Annotated in this window: 21 protein-coding genes; 13 read left to right on the forward strand and 8 right to left on the reverse strand. The window is 36.4% G+C overall.

Annotated elements, in window-relative coordinates; genetic code table 11:
• Nucleotides 1-4: 4 nt before the first annotated feature.
• Entirely contained in the window at nt 5-2,470 is a 2,466-nt protein-coding gene (locus tag AC1RJ8_RS15345; protein ID WP_492954647.1) for a heme lyase CcmF/NrfE family subunit, read from the reverse strand.
• A gap of 5 nt (nt 2,471-2,475) precedes the next feature.
• Nucleotides 2,476-2,910: a cytochrome c maturation protein CcmE domain-containing protein gene (locus tag AC1RJ8_RS15350; protein ID WP_108200707.1), complete on the reverse strand. Its 435-nt coding sequence runs from the start codon at nt 2,908-2,910 to the stop codon at nt 2,476-2,478.
• Between the two features lie 256 nt (nt 2,911-3,166).
• Between AC1RJ8_RS15350 and AC1RJ8_RS15355 the strand changes: the two genes are divergently transcribed.
• From AC1RJ8_RS15355 to AC1RJ8_RS15365, 3 genes are all read left to right on the forward strand, one after another.
• The gene (locus AC1RJ8_RS15355) at nt 3,167-3,847 is read left to right on the forward strand and encodes a hypothetical protein (RefSeq protein ID WP_492954646.1); all 681 of its coding nucleotides are present in this window, start codon (nt 3,167-3,169) and stop codon (nt 3,845-3,847) included.
• Nucleotides 3,848-3,905: 58 nt separating this feature from the next.
• Nucleotides 3,906-5,933: a hypothetical protein gene (locus AC1RJ8_RS15360; RefSeq protein ID WP_492954645.1), complete on the forward strand. Its 2,028-nt coding sequence runs from the start codon at nt 3,906-3,908 to the stop codon at nt 5,931-5,933.
• A 71-nt stretch (nt 5,934-6,004) separates the two neighbouring features.
• Nucleotides 6,005-7,405, forward strand: coding sequence for a hypothetical protein (locus AC1RJ8_RS15365; protein WP_492954644.1), 1,401 nt, complete (start codon nt 6,005-6,007; stop codon nt 7,403-7,405).
• Nucleotides 7,406-7,839: 434 nt separating this feature from the next.
• Here AC1RJ8_RS15365 and AC1RJ8_RS15370 read toward each other — a convergent pair whose 3' ends face one another.
• The 4 genes from AC1RJ8_RS15370 to AC1RJ8_RS15385 all read right to left on the reverse strand — a co-directional run bounded on the left by AC1RJ8_RS15370 (nt 7,840) and on the right by AC1RJ8_RS15385 (nt 11,552).
• Nucleotides 7,840-9,261 carry a Glu/Leu/Phe/Val family dehydrogenase gene (locus tag AC1RJ8_RS15370; RefSeq protein WP_057932370.1) on the reverse strand — a complete coding sequence of 474 codons (1,422 nt, stop codon included), beginning with the start codon at nt 9,259-9,261 and terminating at the stop codon, nt 7,840-7,842.
• Nucleotides 9,262-9,914: 653 nt separating this feature from the next.
• A complete protein-coding gene (locus tag AC1RJ8_RS15375; RefSeq protein WP_029275364.1) occupies nt 9,915-10,133 on the reverse strand; it encodes a CcmD family protein in 219 nt (72 codons plus the stop codon).
• Nucleotide 10,134: 1 nt separating this feature from the next.
• On the reverse strand, nt 10,135-10,797 hold the full coding sequence (ccsA, locus tag AC1RJ8_RS15380) for a cytochrome c biogenesis protein CcsA (protein ID WP_230143634.1): 663 nt from the start codon (nt 10,795-10,797) through the stop codon (nt 10,135-10,137).
• A gap of 89 nt (nt 10,798-10,886) precedes the next feature.
• The gene (locus AC1RJ8_RS15385; RefSeq protein WP_492954643.1) at nt 10,887-11,552 is read right to left on the reverse strand and encodes a heme exporter protein CcmB; all 666 of its coding nucleotides are present in this window, start codon (nt 11,550-11,552) and stop codon (nt 10,887-10,889) included.
• A gap of 260 nt (nt 11,553-11,812) precedes the next feature.
• Between AC1RJ8_RS15385 and AC1RJ8_RS15390 the strand changes: the two genes are divergently transcribed.
• The 10 genes from AC1RJ8_RS15390 (at nt 11,813) to AC1RJ8_RS15435 (ending at nt 19,609) form a co-directional block, all read left to right on the forward strand.
• Nucleotides 11,813-12,292, forward strand: coding sequence for a methylated-DNA--[protein]-cysteine S-methyltransferase (locus tag AC1RJ8_RS15390; RefSeq protein ID WP_492954642.1), 480 nt, complete (start codon nt 11,813-11,815; stop codon nt 12,290-12,292).
• A 21-nt stretch (nt 12,293-12,313) separates the two neighbouring features.
• Nucleotides 12,314-12,712, forward strand: coding sequence for a cupin domain-containing protein (locus tag AC1RJ8_RS15395; protein WP_492954641.1), 399 nt, complete (start codon nt 12,314-12,316; stop codon nt 12,710-12,712).
• A 44-nt stretch (nt 12,713-12,756) separates the two neighbouring features.
• Nucleotides 12,757-13,131 (forward strand): S-adenosylmethionine decarboxylase family protein, encoded by a 375-nt coding sequence (locus tag AC1RJ8_RS15400; RefSeq protein WP_493008056.1) that lies wholly within the window; start codon nt 12,757-12,759, stop codon nt 13,129-13,131.
• On the forward strand, nt 13,131-14,444 hold the full coding sequence (locus tag AC1RJ8_RS15405; RefSeq protein ID WP_492954639.1) for a DUF4178 domain-containing protein: 1,314 nt from the start codon (nt 13,131-13,133) through the stop codon (nt 14,442-14,444). The genes AC1RJ8_RS15400 and AC1RJ8_RS15405 overlap by 1 nt, the downstream gene beginning before the upstream one ends.
• Entirely contained in the window at nt 14,445-14,618 is a 174-nt protein-coding gene (locus AC1RJ8_RS15410) for a hypothetical protein (protein WP_492954638.1), read from the forward strand. It begins immediately after the preceding gene.
• 7 nt (nt 14,619-14,625) lie between these two features.
• Nucleotides 14,626-14,850 (forward strand): DUF350 domain-containing protein, encoded by a 225-nt coding sequence (locus AC1RJ8_RS15415; RefSeq protein ID WP_108200717.1) that lies wholly within the window; start codon nt 14,626-14,628, stop codon nt 14,848-14,850.
• Nucleotide 14,851: 1 nt separating this feature from the next.
• The gene (locus tag AC1RJ8_RS15420) at nt 14,852-16,363 is read left to right on the forward strand and encodes a polyamine aminopropyltransferase (protein WP_492954637.1); all 1,512 of its coding nucleotides are present in this window, start codon (nt 14,852-14,854) and stop codon (nt 16,361-16,363) included.
• Nucleotides 16,341-17,996: an NAD(P)-binding protein gene (locus AC1RJ8_RS15425; RefSeq protein WP_492954636.1), complete on the forward strand. Its 1,656-nt coding sequence runs from the start codon at nt 16,341-16,343 to the stop codon at nt 17,994-17,996. Before AC1RJ8_RS15420 ends, AC1RJ8_RS15425 begins: the two co-directional genes overlap by 23 nt.
• Nucleotides 17,983-19,047 (forward strand): hypothetical protein, encoded by a 1,065-nt coding sequence (locus AC1RJ8_RS15430; RefSeq protein ID WP_492954635.1) that lies wholly within the window; start codon nt 17,983-17,985, stop codon nt 19,045-19,047. The genes AC1RJ8_RS15425 and AC1RJ8_RS15430 overlap by 14 nt, the downstream gene beginning before the upstream one ends.
• 100 nt (nt 19,048-19,147) lie before the next feature.
• Nucleotides 19,148-19,609, forward strand: a complete 462-nt coding sequence (locus AC1RJ8_RS15435) for a lipocalin family protein (protein ID WP_492954634.1) — start codon at nt 19,148-19,150, stop codon at nt 19,607-19,609.
• On the opposite strand, the gene AC1RJ8_RS15440 is transcribed toward AC1RJ8_RS15435, so the two are convergent.
• Together AC1RJ8_RS15440 and gldC are read right to left on the reverse strand one after the other, a co-directional pair.
• Complete coding sequence (locus tag AC1RJ8_RS15440) at nt 19,606-20,004, reverse strand: hypothetical protein (protein ID WP_492954633.1); 399 nt, start codon at nt 20,002-20,004, stop codon at nt 19,606-19,608. The two genes, AC1RJ8_RS15435 and AC1RJ8_RS15440, sit on opposite strands and share 4 nt — an antisense overlap.
• 204 nt (nt 20,005-20,208) lie before the next feature.
• Nucleotides 20,209-20,544: a gliding motility protein GldC gene (gldC, locus tag AC1RJ8_RS15445; RefSeq protein WP_057932380.1), complete on the reverse strand. Its 336-nt coding sequence runs from the start codon at nt 20,542-20,544 to the stop codon at nt 20,209-20,211.
• Nucleotides 20,545-20,697: the final 153 nt, after the last annotated feature.

Here is a 20,697-nt window from a genome sequence, read left to right on the forward strand (position 1 = left end):
GATTTTATGCGGTTTTGGCCTCTTTTCTTCTTCTGAAAATTGAAAGTAAGAAACCAACAACCATTACAATAGTACCTGCCCAATATAAATTGATGAAAGGAAATTCTATTGCTTTAAAAACTACCCAGTCTTTAGCCTGTTGCGGTTTTTCAAAGATCTGAAGCTCCACTTTTTTCTCATCTGGTAATACCCTGGCAAAACGGAATTTCAGATCCAGTTCATCCACCTTACGGGCAAAATCGAACGTATTATTTCCTTTGATCAAGAAAATAGGCTCTGTATTGTAAACTTTACCTGCAGCGTTAACCTCTAATGGTAAACCAACAGCATAATCGCCCTGGCCTAAAACTAAATCTTTTGCAGTAGGTTTTCTGTTTAAATCTTTTACGGTAACAATACCACTTGAGGTGTGAATGGTATCTCCTACCGAAACCTTAACAATACGCGGCGCTTTATAATTTTCATCATCTGAATGACCTTCGTGATCCTCATGTGATGTTTTTTTAATGGCCGCACTGGTGATGTGGGTATAAACATCATAAGTAAGGTAATGCTTAGTGTCAGGAGAGGCAATTAAGCCCATTTTTTCGTTTTCCTGCACATGTGGATGTAAGTTGAAATCTTCTTTAACCTTACCTTCTTTATCTAAAACTTTAAAATTGAGGGTATAAATGGTATTGGGTGCTACAGCAGTATCGGCAACATAGGTTACAGTGTACTTACCCATTTTCTTGGGTTCGTTTTTGTATAACATGATGTTCTCGCCAGGTTTTTCTACTTTTTCGAAATCTTTTACCGGAATAAATTTAGTATCATTAATTGATAAAGGTTGGTTTGTAGCGGCAGAAATTAATGCACCTAAAATCAGGAAGGCAAAACCAATGTGTGCAATTGCCGATCCAGCCAATTTTGCCTTACCACCGAAAGCCTGATATAATACTGCAGCATTAGAAAGAACGGCAAACAAACAACTAAAGGTAATGAGGATGTACATGGTGTTGGTATAAATCTCAGCCACATATACCAAACCTGCTGTTAACACAATAGAGAAAATAATAGCCGATACCAGACTGCTATAAAATTTGCGTGGATCAGTCCTTTTGTATTTTAAATATTGAGAGAAACCTGAAATTAAGGTAATTAATACCGCAAAAGGAGCCTGCCATTGATTGTAGTATTTTACAGCATCAATTGGCGGAGTAAAGTTTGTTCCAAAGGCTTTGTTAAATACAGGAACTGATGTAGAGAATATTACCTGGATACAAGCGATGGTTACCACTAAAGCCCCAATAAACATCCAGAATTCGCGCGAATAGGTTTCTTCATCCTTGGTGGTAATTGGCAATTCTTTCCATCTTACTACAATGAGCACAATTGCTAAAACAGCGAAAACAACATTGTATAAAATCAAGTGGCCAAACATCCCCATATCAGTAAACGAGTGAACTGATGTATCACCTAAAATTCCGCTTCGGGTTAAAAACGATGCATAAAGCACCAATAAGAAACTTAAAAAAACCAGGGCAATTGCCGTAAAATAAGCATGCCCTGTATTTTTATACGCAATCATTACGTGTACGGCACCAATTAAGGTTAACCATGGAATTAAAGAAGCATTTTCTACAGGATCCCAAGCCCAGAAACCGCCAAAATTTAGCGCTTCGTAAGCCCAGAAAGAGCCCATAATAATACCTGTACCCAAAATCATTACCGCAAAAAGCGCCCAGGGCATAGCTGGTTTAATCCATTCTTTATACCTTTTTTGCCACAAAGCCGCAATTCCATAGGCAAAAGGCACAATCATGCTGGCAAAACCTAAAAATAAGGTTGGTGGGTGGATAACCATCCAATAGTTTTGCAACAATGGATTTAATCCTCTACCATCGGTAATAAATTTTAAATAATTGGCGAAGTTTTCAGGGTTTGCGAAAACTACAGGAGCCATTGATTTCAGATCAAGAGAATCTCTTAATAGAATAAACGGGGAACTTCCGATGCGCTCACCAAAAATCTCTACACCTAAAAGCATTGAAGTTAAAAATACTTGAGAGAAAGCTACAACCGTCATTACAGGACGCTCCCAGGTTTTAGCTTTCCAGATTAATAAAGTACCTAGAAACGATTGCCAGAAGGCCCAGAGCAAGAAACTTCCTTCCTGTCCTTCCCAAAAAGCAGAAATAATATAATGAATTGGAAGCTGTTTTGAAGAGTGCCAATAAATATAACTGTATTCATTGTAATGGCCCAGTACCAGGTAGAACAAAATTGCTCCGATACCAATGATACAACCAAAATTAACCAGGAATCCAATCCGACCTAAGTTACGCCAAGATTTATCTTCTAAATTTTTATCGCGACTGGCATAAAAATATGCGATTGTTGAAAGTAATGATGCACTAAACGCCAGCACAATAAAAAACTGCCCGATTTTACCCGGTAGCAGGTTTTCGCCTACAAATTGAATATCCATTAAAATTAGTTATATTTTTTCTCACCGTACTTACCCACCGTATCAACCTTACCGTCTTTATTAATTTCAACAAGGTTATCGTTATATTTAGATGGGCATTTCATTAAAATTTTCGATGCGTAGAATTTGTCCTTATCCATTTTACCGATAAGCACTAATTTTTCAGATTTTTCGAAATCCTGCGGTTTGGTACCTGCGTAAATTACCTCTCTCACTTCTCCCTTTTCATCTTTCATGTGGAATGAAAAATGGTTAGCGTCTTTTACGGCGTCGTAGTAAGTGCCCATCGATTTTACCCAATAGCCCATAACATGCTCTTCTTTCTCAGAAAGGGTTGCCTGTTTGAAATTAGAGTAGGTGTCGGTATTTGCGTTTAAGCTAAATAAAATCCCTACGGAAATTGCGATGGTAATCAATCCAATGATTGCACTTTTCTTCATGGTTATACTTGTTGTAAAAGCTGGCAACAAAGATAGAAAAATCGGCTTAGCCAGCATTCTTTTACATTTTTCTTGTCTTTATATTGACAATTACCTGATTTTTGAAGGAAAATATTTTTTTTCTGAAGCCCTATTTATAACCGATCTTAAGGAATATCTTAAATCGTTTAAAAGTTTGGGCTGAAATTGTTAAGTTTGGCCTGTCAGATAATCATTCCTTTTTTACATCCCACAATAGAACATAAACCGGATTAACATGAAATTAAAGCAGTTTTATAAGCTTTTGTTGTTTATAGTTTTGATGCCCTTTTTAAGCTCTTGTTTTGAAGTAATTGAAGAAATTGCCATGAAAAACGATGGAACCGGCGATGTGGTACTTACCATAAACCTGAGCCAGAGTAAAACCAAAGTAGCTTCGGTAATGCTTTTAGACAGTGTACAGGGCTATAAGGTACCCAGTAAACAAAAAATTCAACAGGAATTAAATGAAGCAGTGGCCTATTTAAAAAAATCGGAAGGGATTTCTAATGTAAAAAGTACAAGCGATTTTAACAATTATATCGCAACCATTAGTTTTTCTTTTAAAGATGTTTCAAATATCAATAACATCACCAAAAACATCCTTGCCAAGCAAAAAATTAAGGCCACTAATACCTCCTCGTATACTTATAACAAGGCCACCAAAATCTTTAACCGAAAATATCAGGCAGTAGGTACCGCTAAAACAGAATTCAATAAATTAAAAGCAAAAGATAAAGCGGTTTTTAACGGCGCAACTTACACCAGCATCTATCGTTTCGAATCTGCTGTAACAAGTAGTACCAATCCGGCATCAAATGTCTCGAAATCTAAAAAAGCAGTGATGTTAAAAAGCAGCATTATGGATTTAATTAACGGAAAAATTAACGTATCTAATTCTATACAACTATCTAAATAAAATGAAACCAATGTGTAATCCGCGATAGTTTCATCCCACTGAAAACAAATTATATCCAATGAAAAAAATTCTAATTGCTATCGCTCTTTTCTTATCGTTTAACCTGGCAAAGGCGCAGGATCTAGTTAAGAAAATACCCGCTAACGCCTTTACAGTTGCCACAATTAAAGGTGATAATATATTTAAGTTAATGTTTGTAAAAGATTTTAACGAATCTTTTCTAGGCAAGAAATTACTGACCGAAACTTCAAAATCACTCGATAAAAGCTTTACCAGCATAGAAGATTTCGGCATTAACCTGGAGAAAAACATGTATTACTTTAATCAGTTAAGTGATAGTATTACGTATAACTGTTTTCTTATTCCGATAAAAGATGCCAAAAAATTTGAAAGTCTGATTGACAACAAAGAGAAAAAGCTTACACAGCAGGGCGATATCCGTACGATTGTTTTACCTGATAGCACCAGTATTATTAAATGGAACAACAACATGCTGTATTTTGTAACCGGAAGCATCAAAGGCTCTTTCTTTGCTGATTCAGTTAAATCTGCACGTTATGGAATTAAAGATATAAGGTTCCAAAGTGAGGATGCAATAGCTATTGATAGCGCGGCTGTGGCTGTAGATTCTACTTATGCAACGACAGATGAGCCTATGGTAGAGGCAGTTGAATCCCCTGTTGTTGAAAAAGTAAAAGTTAAGAAAAAATCGACGGCTAAAAAGAATACTAAAAAAACGGCCGGAACGAAAAAAACCGGTAAAAAGAAAGCGGCCAAAAAATCTAAAAAAATTGCTAAAATAGATCCAGATTTTGAAGAAGCAAGAGAGTTCGCACTCGATACTGCAGGCGGCATGACTCCAGTTCATGGTATCGTTGATGAGCAATATGATGCTTACCAACAAGAACGTTTAGAACAAGATGCAAAGAAAAAGAGATTGGCTTTCACCTGGATGACGGCCCAGGCCGATCAGATTTTTAATGGAACTTACGAGTCTATCGAAAACAATAAATCATACACGGCGAGTTTAGATAATAAAGCCATTGCAGAACTTTGGGTATCGAGCCTTCAAGATGTTTATAATTCGATTGCGCCAGAATTTGGCACTTACGGAAAAGCTGGGCTGATGAAAGGTTATGGTGCATTAAATGCGAAACTTTTTATGGATGATAAAAGTTTCCGCATCTCTACAGGCTTAGAATTGGCTCAGGAACAGGCAGATGCGTATAAAAAAATCATGAACAGAAAGTTAAACAAAAACTTTTTGAAATATGTAAACAGCGAAAAAGCGCTTGGTTTTATGAGCTATTCTATCGATACCAAAGCTTATCTGGAAGAATTCCCTAAATTATTGAAACAAACCTATGGTTCATTTTTGGGCGCTAAAATGGATGAAGAAATTGATCTTGGCGCTGAGCTTTTCAGTCTTTTGCTAGATGAAGAAGCGGTAAGTAATGTAATTAAAGGTGATGCGTTATTCGTAATCAATGGATTAAACACCAAAGACGTTACTTACACCACTTACGAATATGATGATGATTACAAACAAAAAGAAATAGTTAAAACCAAGAAAGAAACGTTGCCTGATTTCCTTTTCATGTTTTCATCAGAAGATCACAGATTGATTAACAAACTGATTAAATATGGCGTAAACAAAAATTATGTATCTGTTGAGAACAACATTTATAAAATATTGGAAAAGAAAAGCCCGATCGATATTTACTTTATGATTAAAGATGGTATTGTATTTTTCGGTAATTCGTTAACTGAAATGCAGGGTATTGGCAACAATCAATACAACAGCAACAAATTAAGCAAACTGCACAAACAGCTATTGAGCAAAAACAATTTCAGCTTTTTATTTAATGCCAAAAACCTCGTGGGCAAAGTACCAGATTCGGAAATTGGGGGTGAAGAAACCGCTAAGAAATTTAACAGCACTTTAGAAAAAATGGGCAATGTATACATGAAATCGAACCCGATTAAGGGCAGATTGGTTTCAGCAGATATTAGCGCAGAAATTCCGAATGGACATGAAAATGCTTTGAAATATCTGTTTTCTTTAATTGAAAATGCAGCTAAGTAGTTTAGTTGGCAATGATCAGTTGGCAGTTTACAGTTAACCGATTAACCAATTTAAACAGTTAACTATACTTTATGAAGAAATTTTTAAAAATAACAGCAGCAATAGTAATATTGCTGCTGCTTTGTTATTTCGGCTTTTTCAAATACAGGCAAATACAGGCCAATAATATATCCATCCCTCGGTCTACCAATGCATTGCTTAAAATTAATGTTGATGAGCTATACAAAACCATTGCGGTTAATTATATAAAACATCCAAGTCAATATTCGGGAGCAGATAAAAAAGGGATTAAGGAAAAGGTAGACGACTTAAACACAGGATTGAAAATTCCGGCAAACATTTACCTATATAGTTTAAACGGAAAAGCAAAAACTACTTTTTTTTCGACTTTTGAAATAGCAGATACGCTAGCATTTAACCGTTTTATTCAAAAAAAATCTGCTTTACCGCTGATTAAAAAGGATAAAAATTTCTTTCAATCCAAAGATTCGACCTTTTATATCTTATTTAACAAAACAACTGTCGCTTTAGCTTATACACAAAAAAAAGAACAGATAAAAACTACGCTGGTAGAAATACTGAGCCGGAAAAACATGATTAAAGTTGGCGAAAGTCGATTTAACGACCTTATAAACCTTTCTGATCATATTTCGTTTCAAAATACCGAGAACTTTAGCAAAATTAATTTTACTGACGGAAAAATTAATTTCAGCAATGAGTTTATAAATAAGATATTTGAACCATCAGCTAGGCCACAGCACCGGGTTTTAAATCCAGAAAGCACAATAAGTATGTGGCTAAACGGAAAATTTAAATCCGAGTTAATTAAGAAAAATCAGACGGTAAGTCCTTCTCTCCTTTCAAAAGATAGCTTTTTCAGATTTTACAAAGATTATGTAGATTTTGAATGGACTAACACCATTACACAGGTAGATACTGTTGTAGGTTATGAATACAATGATGATTTTGAAAGGGTTGAAAAAAAAGTACTTCAGGACCGGAAGATTCCTTTTATTTCCATGAACCTGACTGCCAATGACCGGGAAGTAAGCGATTATCTTAAATCGCTGGGCGCATTGGATCAATCTACCGGAAAGATCAGCAGTTCGATGATTCCATTGTACCAGGTTTATTTTAAAGGCAATAGTGGTAATATTCAATTAAGCACTGTGCAAAGCGCTAAACCTGATCTAAAAAGGGTATCATCTGACGATTTCTTTTATTTTAAAGTCGATTTTAAAAAGTTGGTTAAACAAACACCAATGCCATTAATTGCAGATAAACTGGGTACTTTTAGTCAATTAGAGATCAAAGCAAAAAGCATAGAAAAGGACAAAATCAAACTGGAATCTGAACTTTCATTTTTAAATGAGGATACCAACGCTTTGATCCAGCTTTTAAAAACGTTTAAAAATGGTTTACAAAATCAGTTAAATCTGAAATCGGCTCTTGATATTTCGATACACAAGTAATGGTTTTCCTGCAGATTGAAGATCATTTACGCAGACTATAATTGTTTGCGGTGTCAATAAAAATAACATTAGTTCTTCGACAGGCTCAGAATGACAAACATCCTAATAGATTACCTAACATGATAATTCACTTGGTGAGCCACCAAACATGGATTCGGATGATTTACGCAGATTAACTGTCCATTGTACCTAAACCTGATGGGACGGATGCCGATCCTTCATCGGCAGGAGGTACAGCAGGACTAGCCCACTCCTATGGAATGCAGACCTATCATTTCCAAAATAAAAAAAGCTAGAAGTGACTTACACAGCCAGCAAAAGATTCAAATAGCGAACTTAGGCACAAAAAAGCCCTGCAGTTTTAAATTCTGCAGGGCTTATAGTGAGATTGCGAATCCCAATAAGGGTCGGGATTCGCAATGACGATTAGCTGATTATGGCCAAACGCCCAAATTCATATAAGAAACCGCAATTTTATCGATTGAATTTACAAAAGCAGCTGTTCTCAATGTTTGAGTTGCTGGTTTGTTCATTAACGTTTCGCGGATTTCGTGGTAAGAATGAATCATGGTATCTTCTAAACCAGAGTTTACCAATTCCATTTCAGATGCACCTTTAACAATCATTAAACGATGCTCAGGAAGGATCGTTTTACCGGTCAGGTTTTCTAAAGTATTAATCAGATTGGCATTTGAGTTAGCGGCATAACGGTTCTCCATACGGCCGAAAGCCACGTGAGAAAGATTTTTCAACCACTCGAAATAAGAAACCGTAACACCACCTGCATTGCAATACATATCAGGAATAATGATACCTCCCATTTCGGTAAAAATGGTTTCAGCTTCTGGCGTTGTTGGACCATTTGCACCTTCAGCAATAATTTTTGCCTTGATATTACGGATGTTAAGCTCGGTAAACTGGTTTTCTAAAGCTGCAGGAACAATAATATCGCAATCTTGCTCTAAACCTTCCATCGAATTTTTAAAATCTTTAGCACCAGGGAACCCTAAGATCGAGCCAGTATTTTTACGGTGTGCAAAAACCTCATCCACATTTAGTCCATTAGGATTGTAAATAGCACCTTCAAACTCACATAAACCTACAATAGTAGCACCAAATTCTGCTAAAAATTTAGCCGAATGGTAGCCCACATTACCTAAACCTTGTACAATTACTCTTTTATCGCCTAAACCAGCTTTAAAACCTATTTTAGCCATATCTTCTGCCACTTCTACACATTCGCGCACAGCATAAGCAACACCACGCCCTGTAGCTTCTTTACGGCCACGGATACCATGTAGCGCAATTGGTTTACCAGTTACACAGCCTAATGCATCTAACTGACCGGGATTCATGGTCATATAGGTATCGGCAATCCAGCTCATTTCGCGTTCGCCAGATCCATAATCAGGAGCAGGAACATCGATACCAGGGCCAATAAAGTTTTTCTTAATTAATTCTGTAGTATAACGGCGGGTGATGGTTTCTAACTCGGCAACACTGTATTGTTTAGTGTTAATTTTAATACCACCTTTTGCGCCACCAAATGGAACGTTAACAATGGCACACTTGTAAGTCATTAAGGCCGCAAGCGCCATAACCTCATCTTCGTTTACCATTTCACTGTAACGGATACCACCCTTGGTAGGGCTCATGTGGTGAGAGTGTTCTACGCGCCAGGCATCAATTACTTCAAAACCGTTTCCGCGGCGGATTGGGAATTGGAAACGATACACACTATTACATGTTTTAATCTGGTTCAATAAACCTTCTGGATGATTGGTGAATTGAGCCGCACTGTCAAAGTTTTTACAAACATCTGCAAAGAACTTGTTCTCGTCTGCTAGATTAGCCATTATTTATTTTTTATATTGAATAAGTTTTCGATGCAAAATTGCCTAAAAAAACTGCACATATCCAAATGCAAAAAGACTTAGTGTAAAGCAAACACCATTCTATTTTAGCCTAACAACAGCTTTTATACCCATTGGAGAAAATTGTCTAAAAACTATATCCAAATACATTTAAATGCAGATATCTTAGTTGGCCTACACCATAAAAACGACTATTTTTATAGGTATTATTACAGATTTTTTGATCTAAAAAAAATTATAAAAAAAATATTCAAAACAGCCTTTTGTTGCAACACTAAACAAATAGAAGCCAAAAAACAGATCAATATTACGAATATTGCAAATGCCTGTAAAAAATGGCACATAAAAAAAGTGACCAATTGTGTTGATCACTTCTTAAAGTTAACCTAAATCGTCCCGTTGATTTAATTTATAACTAACCAAACTTGATCAATAAATAATCAAAAAACAATACTGTGATGTAGGTATTTTATGTGGTTACTGCGCTGTATTTTTAATTAGGGCTTTTAAAATTAATAAAAACCTCTTTTACAGAAAGATAAATACAAAAAACTGATAAACTTAGTCTTAAAATATATCCATTTACCGACCATTAAAGCCAAATAGGATTTTAACCCACATGCTTATTTACGCAGTTATTTATCAGTTTGGTTTTCTTTTTCGATCTTCTTTAATCTTTTGTCGATTGAGAACAAGTAGGCCAATAAACCTACAAGAATAATTACGATACATATTACCACAACATATATCTTTCCATTGCTACGAAGGCTATCAGCCATTTCTACGCCATTATCCTGCGCAAATAATTGCATAGTGGCCATCATTAATATCAGGGAGAAAAATATTTTTTTCATTTTAGTTATGTTGTTGTTTGTTTTCTATATTACGTATTCTGAAACGGATGGTATAAACCCAGTAACCGATTAATATCCAACCCAAACATGCAGGATAAAATACCATACGCATGCGGCTATCTAAATCGTAACTGTTAAAGCCGGGATTACCACCATTACCCGGATGCAATGAGTCTTTTAAACGGGGTAAAACAAAAAGTAATACCACCATCATTGGGAAGGCAAAAATATTGTAAATAGCCGAAATCTTGGCTCTTTTCTGTTCTTCGTCTATCGCATTGCGAAGAATGAGGTAGGCAAAATAGAGCAAAATTGAAATGGCAGCAAAATTCTGTTTAGGATCGAAACTCCAAAACTGTCCCCAGGTATATTTTGCCCAGATGGCGCCCGTTACTAAACCTAAAACGCCAAAAACTATCCCAGCGTTTACACTTTCTACGGCTTTAATATCGTCGATTTCACTTTTACTGCTTAATGACTTTACACTGTAAAAAACAGAGATCGAAAAGAGTACGATCATGGCAAACCACATCGGAACATGGAAATACAGATTACGGATTGTTTCGTTCAAAATAGCCAGATGCGGTACACCAAGCAACAAACCTGCTATTGCAGTATAAATTACCAAAACCGAACCTAAAATTTTCCACCAAGTTTTATTCATACCTATATAATTATTGAGTTCTGAATGATTGAATTAGTGAATGTTATTCTCTATTCTATCATTCAATCCATCTCTCATTCAATCATTTTTTAATCCCTCCAAAGGTAAGGAAATAACAATAAAGACGTTGCCACCACCAGTACATTCACCACCAGTAACATTGCTATTTCATCGTAACTATTTTCCCATGGCAAACCATCAACAGCATTTTTGGCCAGTTTAATTAATAAGATCAATACTGGAATAATGATGGGAAAGCTTAAAATAGCCATCAACATTCCACCATTTCCCGCTTTGCTTGCAATTGCCGAAACCATTGTAAATACAGTAGAAAAACTGATGCTGCCCAATACCACGGCTATGTAATACATCACTAAATCGGGCGGGGTAAAAGAATCGAAAACCAATGTATAAAAACCTAAAGCAATTGTAGTCAGCACCAACATGAGCAGTGTATTGTAAACCGTTTTAGAAATTAAAACCGCAGCCGGACTTGCCAAAATGTAACTATATAACTGCTGTCCTTTGGTTTCTTGCAAAAAACTTTTCGATACGCCATTAATTGAGGCAAAAAGCATGATGATCCAAAACAAGGCATTCCATGTTAATTTATCGCCCAGGCTAACAAAAGAGAGGTAACACGTAAAAATGGTAGAAACCACATAGAGTAATACGCCGTTAATGGTATATTTGGAGCGCCACTCTAACAATACTTCCTTGTGAATTAAATATTTAACCTCTTTGGCCAATTGCATAACCGCAAAGATACTTTTATTGATAAATATTGCATGCTTAAATTGTTGTATTGTTGTAATTTTGTTCAGATTTAGGCGGTGCAGAAAAAAGTTTGAACCACAGATAAAGAGAATAAACACAGATGATATTTTTTCGTAGCATCACAAATGAGATTACAGATCTTTAAAAGTTTAAATTAGGAGCGGAACATAAAAGACTAAATAATGTGCAAAACAATCTGTCTTCATCCGTGTGAATCTGTGGTTAAAGTAATTATGATATGAACTACGCATCAGTTATAGAATCGCCCGTTGGCACAGTAACCATCTTAGCTGACGACGAATTTGTACAGGTAATTACTTTTGCTGAAAAGGATATTACAGGATTATCAGAAAATGCACTTACAGTAAAGGTAGCCAACCAGTTAAATAACTATTTTAAAGGCGATTTAAAGGATTTCAATTTCCCAATGAAACAAAAAGGGACTGAATTTCAGCAGGAAGTCTGGCAGCATTTATTGACCATACCTTTTGGCGAAACCACTTCATATGCCAAATTTTCTGCACACAATCCATTAGCGATACGGGCTATTGCCGCAGCAAACGGAAAAAATAATATTGCCATTGTAGTACCATGTCATAGGGTAATTGGAAGTAACGGCAAACTGGTAGGGTATGCAGGTGGTTTATGGCGTAAGCATTGGCTGCTACAACACGAACGTGAAGTTGCCCAAAAAGGACAAACCGAATTAAAATTTTAAAAAACAAACTTTATTTTGCAGATGAATACAGACCAAGCCGAAACAACTAAAAATTTCATAAAAGCCATCCGTTTAATTAATATTGAAAATAACAAATGTGCCTTTGAAACAGGTACAATACCAATCCGTCAGCATATCAATGCCAGTTATTTTTTCGCACAAACTGATGTATCCGCTTTAGAGAAAATTCCCCACCCTGCACCAAGGCGCCAATATGTAATTACGCTTAAGGGTAAACTTCGGTTTACAGTAAGCAATGGCGAAACTTTTATTATTGAGCCAGGGATTTTACTCATTGCCAATGATACAGCCGGAGAAGGACACACCTGGCAAGTTATAGAAGGTAATGAATGGGAACGGATTTATATTCCTTTGGCAGATGATACCAACGATTATTTTATTGCAGATAGTCCATTTTAAATTCTGCTATTAAAGTATTCTTACATTTAAAATAATTCATATTTTTGGAAGATACCAAACGCTCAATGAACTACAATCCTGGCTTACATATTTTATCAGAGTTCTCGTCTGAAAAAACTGAACACCTTTCTTCTTTTCATGATTGTAAAGCGCTGTTTAACAGCTTAATTAAGACAAATGGGCTGAAAAAGGTTGGCGAGGTTTATCACGATTTTCCTAATGGGGGCTTTACAGCTGTAATATGTTTAACAGAATCTCACCTGTCTATCCATACGTGGCCTGAATTTAAATTGGCAACTTTTGATATCTTTTTATCAAACTACCAAAAAGACAATACTCAAAAGGTTAAAGATATTTATGCCGCTGTACTCCATTTTTTTGAGGGTATAGAAATACAGAAAACTGAAGTTGTTCGCTAATGGAGAATTCAGTAAAATCATTTTTTAAATTATCAGAGACAATTACTTGTTCGATTTGCAAACAAGATATTGTGCTTTACGAGCCAGCTAAAAGCGAGTATATCGTTTGCTCATCTTGTTTCTCGTACCTACATATTTTTACCAGGGCAGAAACAAGGCTGAACAGAAAATTAGATCAACCTGAAAAAGTTTTGGCATTAAAACTGGGCTCAACAGGAAATATCCACGGCACTGAATTCAAGGTAATTGCCTATCTCGAAAAAAAGGAAGCAGGTACGGATTACCGCTGGAGGGAATATATTTTAACCAGCCATGATAAAGGCTATGTTACCTTATCCGAATTCGATGGGCATTGGAATTTTATTGCCAGCAAAGATTTTCTTCCAGATTATAAAGAACCCATATCGTATGGGTTAAGCATTGGTTATAAAGATGTTGAGTACAAACTTTTCAATAGATACACGCCAGTAGTCACCGCTATGCTTGGTGAAGTGGATTGGGATGTAGTGAATGAAAAGGTTAAAGCTACCGAGTATATTGCCCCGCCATTTATGGTTGTAAAGGAGGTTGGCAAAACCAGCCACAAAACCGACTATTACATTGGCGAATACCTTGATGCTGAAGTTATTGCAAACGCATTCAACATTGATAAAAACGACTTACCCCAGCAGATTGGGATTGGTGCAAACCAACCATCAAAAGCTTTTGACAGGTGGACAGCCTCATTAAAGATAACAGGTGTAGCCATTATCTTAGTACTGCTGTTCCATATACTGTTCCATACAGTAAAACCTGAAAAGGAGCTTATAAACGATGATTTTTTAATTGTTTATGATACCAAAGGCGGTCCTGATGCTTTCAAATCATTTATTACGCCATCTTTTACGCTTGATGATGAATCATCAAATATCGAATTTGAGATTGCTTCATCAGTTGACAATAACTGGCTGGAAACCACCATTGTACTGGTTAACGAAAGCGATAACAAAACATGGGAAGTAAGTAAAGGGATCGAATATTATCATGGTACTGAAGATGGCGAAAGCTGGTCGGAAGGTTCCACAAAAGAATCGGTTGTGTTATCAGAAATACCTAAGGGAAAATACCATTTAAATGTGTATCCATCATCAGGAGATGTGTTTAGAAATAACCTTTACATCAAAGCGGTGAGCAATGTAACCATGTGGGGCAATACGATAACCACTATATTATTACTTTGTATTTTTCCGGCCATTTGCTGGCTTTTAATGCGCGATTATGAAAAAAGAAGATGGAATAACAGCAATTTCTCACCTTTTGTAAATGGAGAATAAATGAATCTGAAACCGATAAAATATTATCTTATTGTACTGCTGGCCCTTATTGGGTTTTATGGCTACAGTGGTTTAAAAGGACGTGCTTACTTCCCAGATAAAGTAGAAAAAAACACAGAATTTAATGGCAATAAAAGTCATTCTGGTCATGTAAATAGATTTTACCATAAATAAAAACATTATGAGTTTAAATGAATTAATTAACATCAAGTACATTATTGCATCATTGGTTTATTCCGTATTGGGCATCATTGTTCTCTTTATCGCTTTTTGGATTATTGAAAAAATGACACCCGAAAACCTTTGGAAAGAGATTCTGGAAAAGCAAAACCTGGCTTTAGCAATCGTTTTTGCGGCTTTTATTATTGCAATAGCAATTATTATAAGTTCAGCCATCCACAGTTAGCATGAACAAAAAGCTACCGGCACTTTTATTAATTTCTGTTTTTGTTGTTGCCACCTGTGGTCTTATTTACGAATTGATTGCGGGTACATTGGCCAGCTATTTACTTGGCGATTCGGTTACCCAATTCTCCACCATCATTGGCGTTTACCTTTTTTCTATGGGTATAGGCTCCTGGATATCTAAGTATTTCGAGAAAAATATCCTTTCGTGGTTTATTCAGATCGAAATTTTAGTCGGCTTGGTTGGGGGTTTTAGCTCAACGGTTTTATTCCTCGTTTTTGAAAGTATTGCTTCATTCAGGATTGTATTATATGGTTTTGTGAGCTTAACGGGTATTCTTGTGGGTCTAGAAATTCCGTTGCTGATGCGCATCCTTAAAGACCGTTATGAATTTAAAGATCTGGTTTCGAAGGTTTTTACATTCGACTACATCGGCGCACTACTGGCCTCACTCATTTTTCCGCTTCTGCTTATCCCGCATTTAGGATTGGTTAAAACAGCATATATGTTTGGCATGCTCAACGTTGCGGTAGCTTTAATTGTATGCTTAAGTTTCAAAAAAGAAATCAGGGCTTCCAAATATCTGCAGAGCGCATCAATAGTAAGCATTATTTTATTGCTTGCAGGTTTTGTTTACGCAGATAAAATTACCAGCTTCTCCGAAAGTCAGACCTATAGTGATACCATTATTTATTCGAAAAGCACACCTTATCAACGCATTATCCTGACGAAAAAGAATAAGGTTTTACGGCTTTTCTTAAATGGAAATCTCCAGTTTAGCTCTGACGATGAGTACCGATACCATGAAGCACTGGTACATCCTGGCTTGCAGGCCTTACCTTTTGCTAAACATGTGCTCGTAATGGGCGGTGGAGATGGCCTTGCTGTTAGGGAAATATTAAAATACTCCAATATTGACTCGGTAACACTGGTAGATTTAGATAAAGGAATGACAAGTCTTTTTCAATCGAACAAGATCCTTTTAGGTTTAAACAAAAACGCACTCTTATCGCCAAAGGTAAAAGTAATTAATGCCGATGCCTTTAGCTGGATCAAAGCGCAACATAAAAAATTCGATTTCATTGTCATCGATTTCCCAGACCCCTCAAATTATGCTGTTGGCAAACTCTATACCAACGCTTTTTACAACCTGGTTAAAGGCATACTTGCACCAAAAGGTTTAATGGTTGTCCAGTCAACTTCACCTTACGTTGCACCAAAATCTTTTTGGACGGTTAATAAAACCCTCGAAAGTGTGGGTTTAAAAACCATTCCATACCATAATTATGTACCTTCTTTTGGCGAGTGGGGCTACATTATGGCAACCGCACCGGACAATATTTATAAAAAACCTCGGCAATATTTACCTGGTTTAAGGTTCGTTTCGAAAGAAAGTTTAGATCTGATGCTTTACTTCCCAAAAGATATGGCCAGGGTAGAAACTGATGTAAATAAGTTAAACAACCAGATTTTAGTGAAATATTTCGAAGATGAGTGGGCAAACGTTTTATAAAGGTGATTTATCGGCATATTTAAAACGGCGTTCTTTTCTTTTGAGGATTGGATTGATAACAGGTGGCATTTTTTTGAACAGCTGTTATAAAAAAATCAGATCAACTAAATACAACATCAAAGGGACACTACAGGGACCAAATGCAAAAGCTGGTCATATTTTGCGCGATAAGATAAAATTACCGGCCCCGAGTAAAACAAAAAAGGTAAAAATACTGATTATCGGCAGCGGAATTTCAGGCTTATCGGCTGGCAGATGGTTAAAAAGGAATGGAGAGACGGATTTTGAAATTCTGGAACTGGAAAATCACACCGGAGGGAACTCTTATTTCGGCACGAATAAAGTATCCTCATATCCGTTAGGTGCACATTATATTACCGTTGCAAACAATGATGATAACCTGCTAATCGATTTTTTGCAGGAAATCAATGTAATTACCCATTTCGAAAAAGAACTCCCCTATTACAACGATTATTACCTCACTTTTGATCCTGAGGAAAGATTATTGATCAATGGCGAATGGCAGGAAGGTTTGGTACCCGATTTTGGTGTACCAACAACCGATAAAGAACAGATTAAGCGCTTTTTACGTGAAGTAGATCAGTTAAAAAACACCAAAGGAAATGACGGAAAATTTCTATTCAATATTCCGTTAAGCGCTTCATCAAGCGATCCTGGCTATAGAAAACTGGATAAGATTTCTTTCCGTTCATACCTCGAAGAAAAAGGATACGATTCTAAATACTTATTGTGGTATTTAAATTATGCGTGTAAAGATGATTATGGGCAAAAGACAGATAAAATATCGGCCTGGGCTGGTTTACATTATTTCGCTTCGCGCAGAGGAAAAGCGGCAAATGCAGAACAGAATGCCATACTAACCTGGCCCGAAGGCAACGGCTGGATCATGAAGCAGCTTGCCAAGCAGTTACAAGATCAGATCAAAACATCAATCCTATGTTATGGATTAAAATCGATGGCAAATGGCGATATAACGGCTTCCATATTCAATACGCATACCAACACCACGGAGGAAATAACAGCCGAAAAGATCATTTTATGTACACCACAATTTGTAAGCAAACGCTTACTCGAGCGTTTTAGCCGGAATATTGACTATAAAGCTTTTAACTATTCGCCATGGTTGATCGCCAATATTACCATCAACGAATTACCAGAATCGAAAGGAATAAATCTTTGTTGGGACAATGTGGCCTATAATACGCCATCTGTTGGTTATGTAAATTCGGCGCAACAACATTTAAAACTGTCGGAGGATAAAAAAGTAATTACTTATTACCTGCCCCTGTGCGATTTTGAACCAGCAATTGCACGACTGGCGGCATATGCCCGGAGTTACGAACAATGGCTTGACATTGTTCTTCCTGAATTGGAAATGATACATCCGGGAATTACAGAAGCGATTGAAAATATCGATTTCTGGGTTTGGGGACACGGAATGATAGCACCCACCACAGATTTTGTTTGGAGCGAAAATTTAGAAAAAGCGAAAACGCCTATCAACAATCAGATTTTCTTCGCCCACAGTGATCTGAGCGGGGTATCTATCTTTGAGGAGGCTTTTCACCAGGGTATTAACGCAGCAAAACAAGTTTTAAATGTTATCTCATAAACATACCCAACCCTGGCTACACACGGCATGGAGTGATATAGTTTTTATTATATCGCCGGCATTTCTCTCTTTATTGCTGGTTTTACTTTTTCCAGATCAGTTTCAAAACGCAGCAGGTATTCCATTAGCCTATTGGGTATTTTTAATTGTTTTTATAGATGTTGCACATGTTTACAGCACCTTATACCGAACCTATTTTAATCGGGGTAATTTCAAAAAGCAGTATACACTGCTCATCTCTATTCCATTGGCCTGTTATGTTATAGGTGTTATCCTCTATCGTTTCGATGGCTTATGGTTTTGGAGAATATTGGCTTATTTGGCTGTTTATCATTTTATCAGGCAGCAATATGGCTTTATGCGCCTGTATTCCCATAACGAAAATTCAACCAGGCTGTTAACAACTATTGATAAAATTGCCATTTATACCGCAACTTTATATCCTTTGCTTTTCTGGCATTTAAGTAGCGGGCGAAATTTCAACTGGTTTGTAGAAGGCGATTTCTTCACTTTTAGGAACGATATGCTTTTAAAATACTCCAGCACGGTGTACATCATAATCATCGCCATTTATATGGTTAAAGAAATTATATTGATCATCAGCAAAAAATGGATTAATATTCCGCGCAACTTGATCGTAATCGGAACATTTTTATCCTGGTATTTCGGCATCGTTTATTTTAATGGCGATATCGCCTTTACTACCTTAAATGTAATTTCGCATGGCATTCCGTATATGGCGCTTATCTGGTTTTTTGAGAAGAAAAAAATCGGAGGCCAAACCGCTAAGAATAAAATCATGGATCTCTGTTTCGGAAAATTCGGGATATTTTATTTCTTATTGATCCTGGTACTTTTCGCCTATATGGAAGAAGGCCTTTGGGATGGTTTGGTATGGAAAGAACATCAATCGGTTTTCAAACTTTTTTCCGGCTTGCCGCAGGTTACAAACACGGAGTTATTATCGCTGCTGGTTCCACTTTTAGCCTTACCACAGGCTACGCATTATGTGCTCGATGGCTTCATCTGGAAAGCAAAAAATAAATTCTAAGAAATCTGTTTTTTTATCCGTTTCGTAAATCATATCAAATACCCCTGATATCATGAAAATGGCCTGCTTATTCCTGTTTGTTTTTTTAACCCACCTGCCAATGGAAAAAAATATTCCTGTGGCCAAATTAGATTTAAAAAAATATTCGGGAACCTGGTACTCATTATATTCAATCCCTACCATTTTTGATAAAGGGAGCCGTGAAACCACTACTAAATACACCTTGAATAAAGATGGTTATTATAATGTTTTAACTACCTATAAAAAACCGGGCGATGATAAAGTTTATTCCAGGAATTCTAAAATGTTTCCATCGGAAGAGGGAGATAAAGGAGAGTTGCAGGCACAGTTTATTTGGCCGATAAAGATTGATTACTGGATCATTGAACTGGCAGATGATTACTCCTATGTGGTGGTAGGACACCCCTATCGTAAATTTTTGTTCATCATGAGCCGTAATCAGACTATGCCGAAGAAAACCCATGATGAAATTGTAGCTAGGTGTAAGGCAAAGGGATACGAGGTTTCAAAACTCACCTCTCAATTGCACGAAAAGGCTTAAGCGCTAATCTTCTCTCCGCGCTTAACACTAAAAAGCATCAATATTACGCCAACTAAAAGTACGATCCATCCCCATTGGAAATGAACAACTTTACCAATAAGTTTATTGGCGAAGCCATATTTAGTATAATTATTTGCAGTAAAATAAACAGCAACTACCGCTAAAACATACCAGATAGCCATTACAAAACTCATAAACTTAAAGGCACCAACTTTTCTGATAAAGAGAAACAATACCGAAATGGCAATAATGGCATAAGTGATCAAAAACAAACGCGCATCAGATTGATACAAGTTCCAATTGCCTTTAATGGGCACTTTTAACATTGGGCAGAAACCTGCAATAACGCATAACAAAATGCCTAACCATGCCCTGAATTTATTTAATACTAACATATTTTTTGGTTAATTGGTTAACTGTATAAATCGGTGAATTGCTTTAATGGCTGATAGTTGATGGTTAATAGTTTAATAGCTAACTTGTCTGGCATTTTTTAATGACTAATGACTAATGACTAATGACTAATGACTAATGACTAATGACTAATGACTAATGACTAATGACTAATGACTAATGACTAATGACTAATGACTAATGAACTATTGTCCCTCAATAATCCCCATCTTATCTGCGAAGTGGGCACAGTAATCACGTAAATCTTCAACAATCAAAGTTTCGTTTGTGGCTTTTAAAAAGCTATCGCCCATGGTTTGCAAAGTTTCGTAGAAGAAACGTTTCATCTCATCAACAGGCATATCTTTCGTCCAAAGATCTATCTTTAAAGTATTTTTATAATTGTGGTCCCAAACCGATAAAAACATCGCCTTGGCTGGCACTTTATCAGCGTTTCCAGCATCTGTACTCTCCCAAAGTATGTTATCTGGGTTATTGCCTTCATCTAACTCAACGGTTATTTTTATTTCTGCTTTTTTCATTTTTTTTAAATATATCACACCGATTAAAGGATTACACCGATAAAGGGATTCTTAGGTATCAGTTTATTTTTTTTCGGATGCAAAGATGCTTATTTAATTTGATTACACAGATGAGTAGATTGCACAGATAAGAATTGTACAGATATTTTTACG

Source organism: Pedobacter sp. GW822-FHT03F06, from assembly GCF_058801365.1.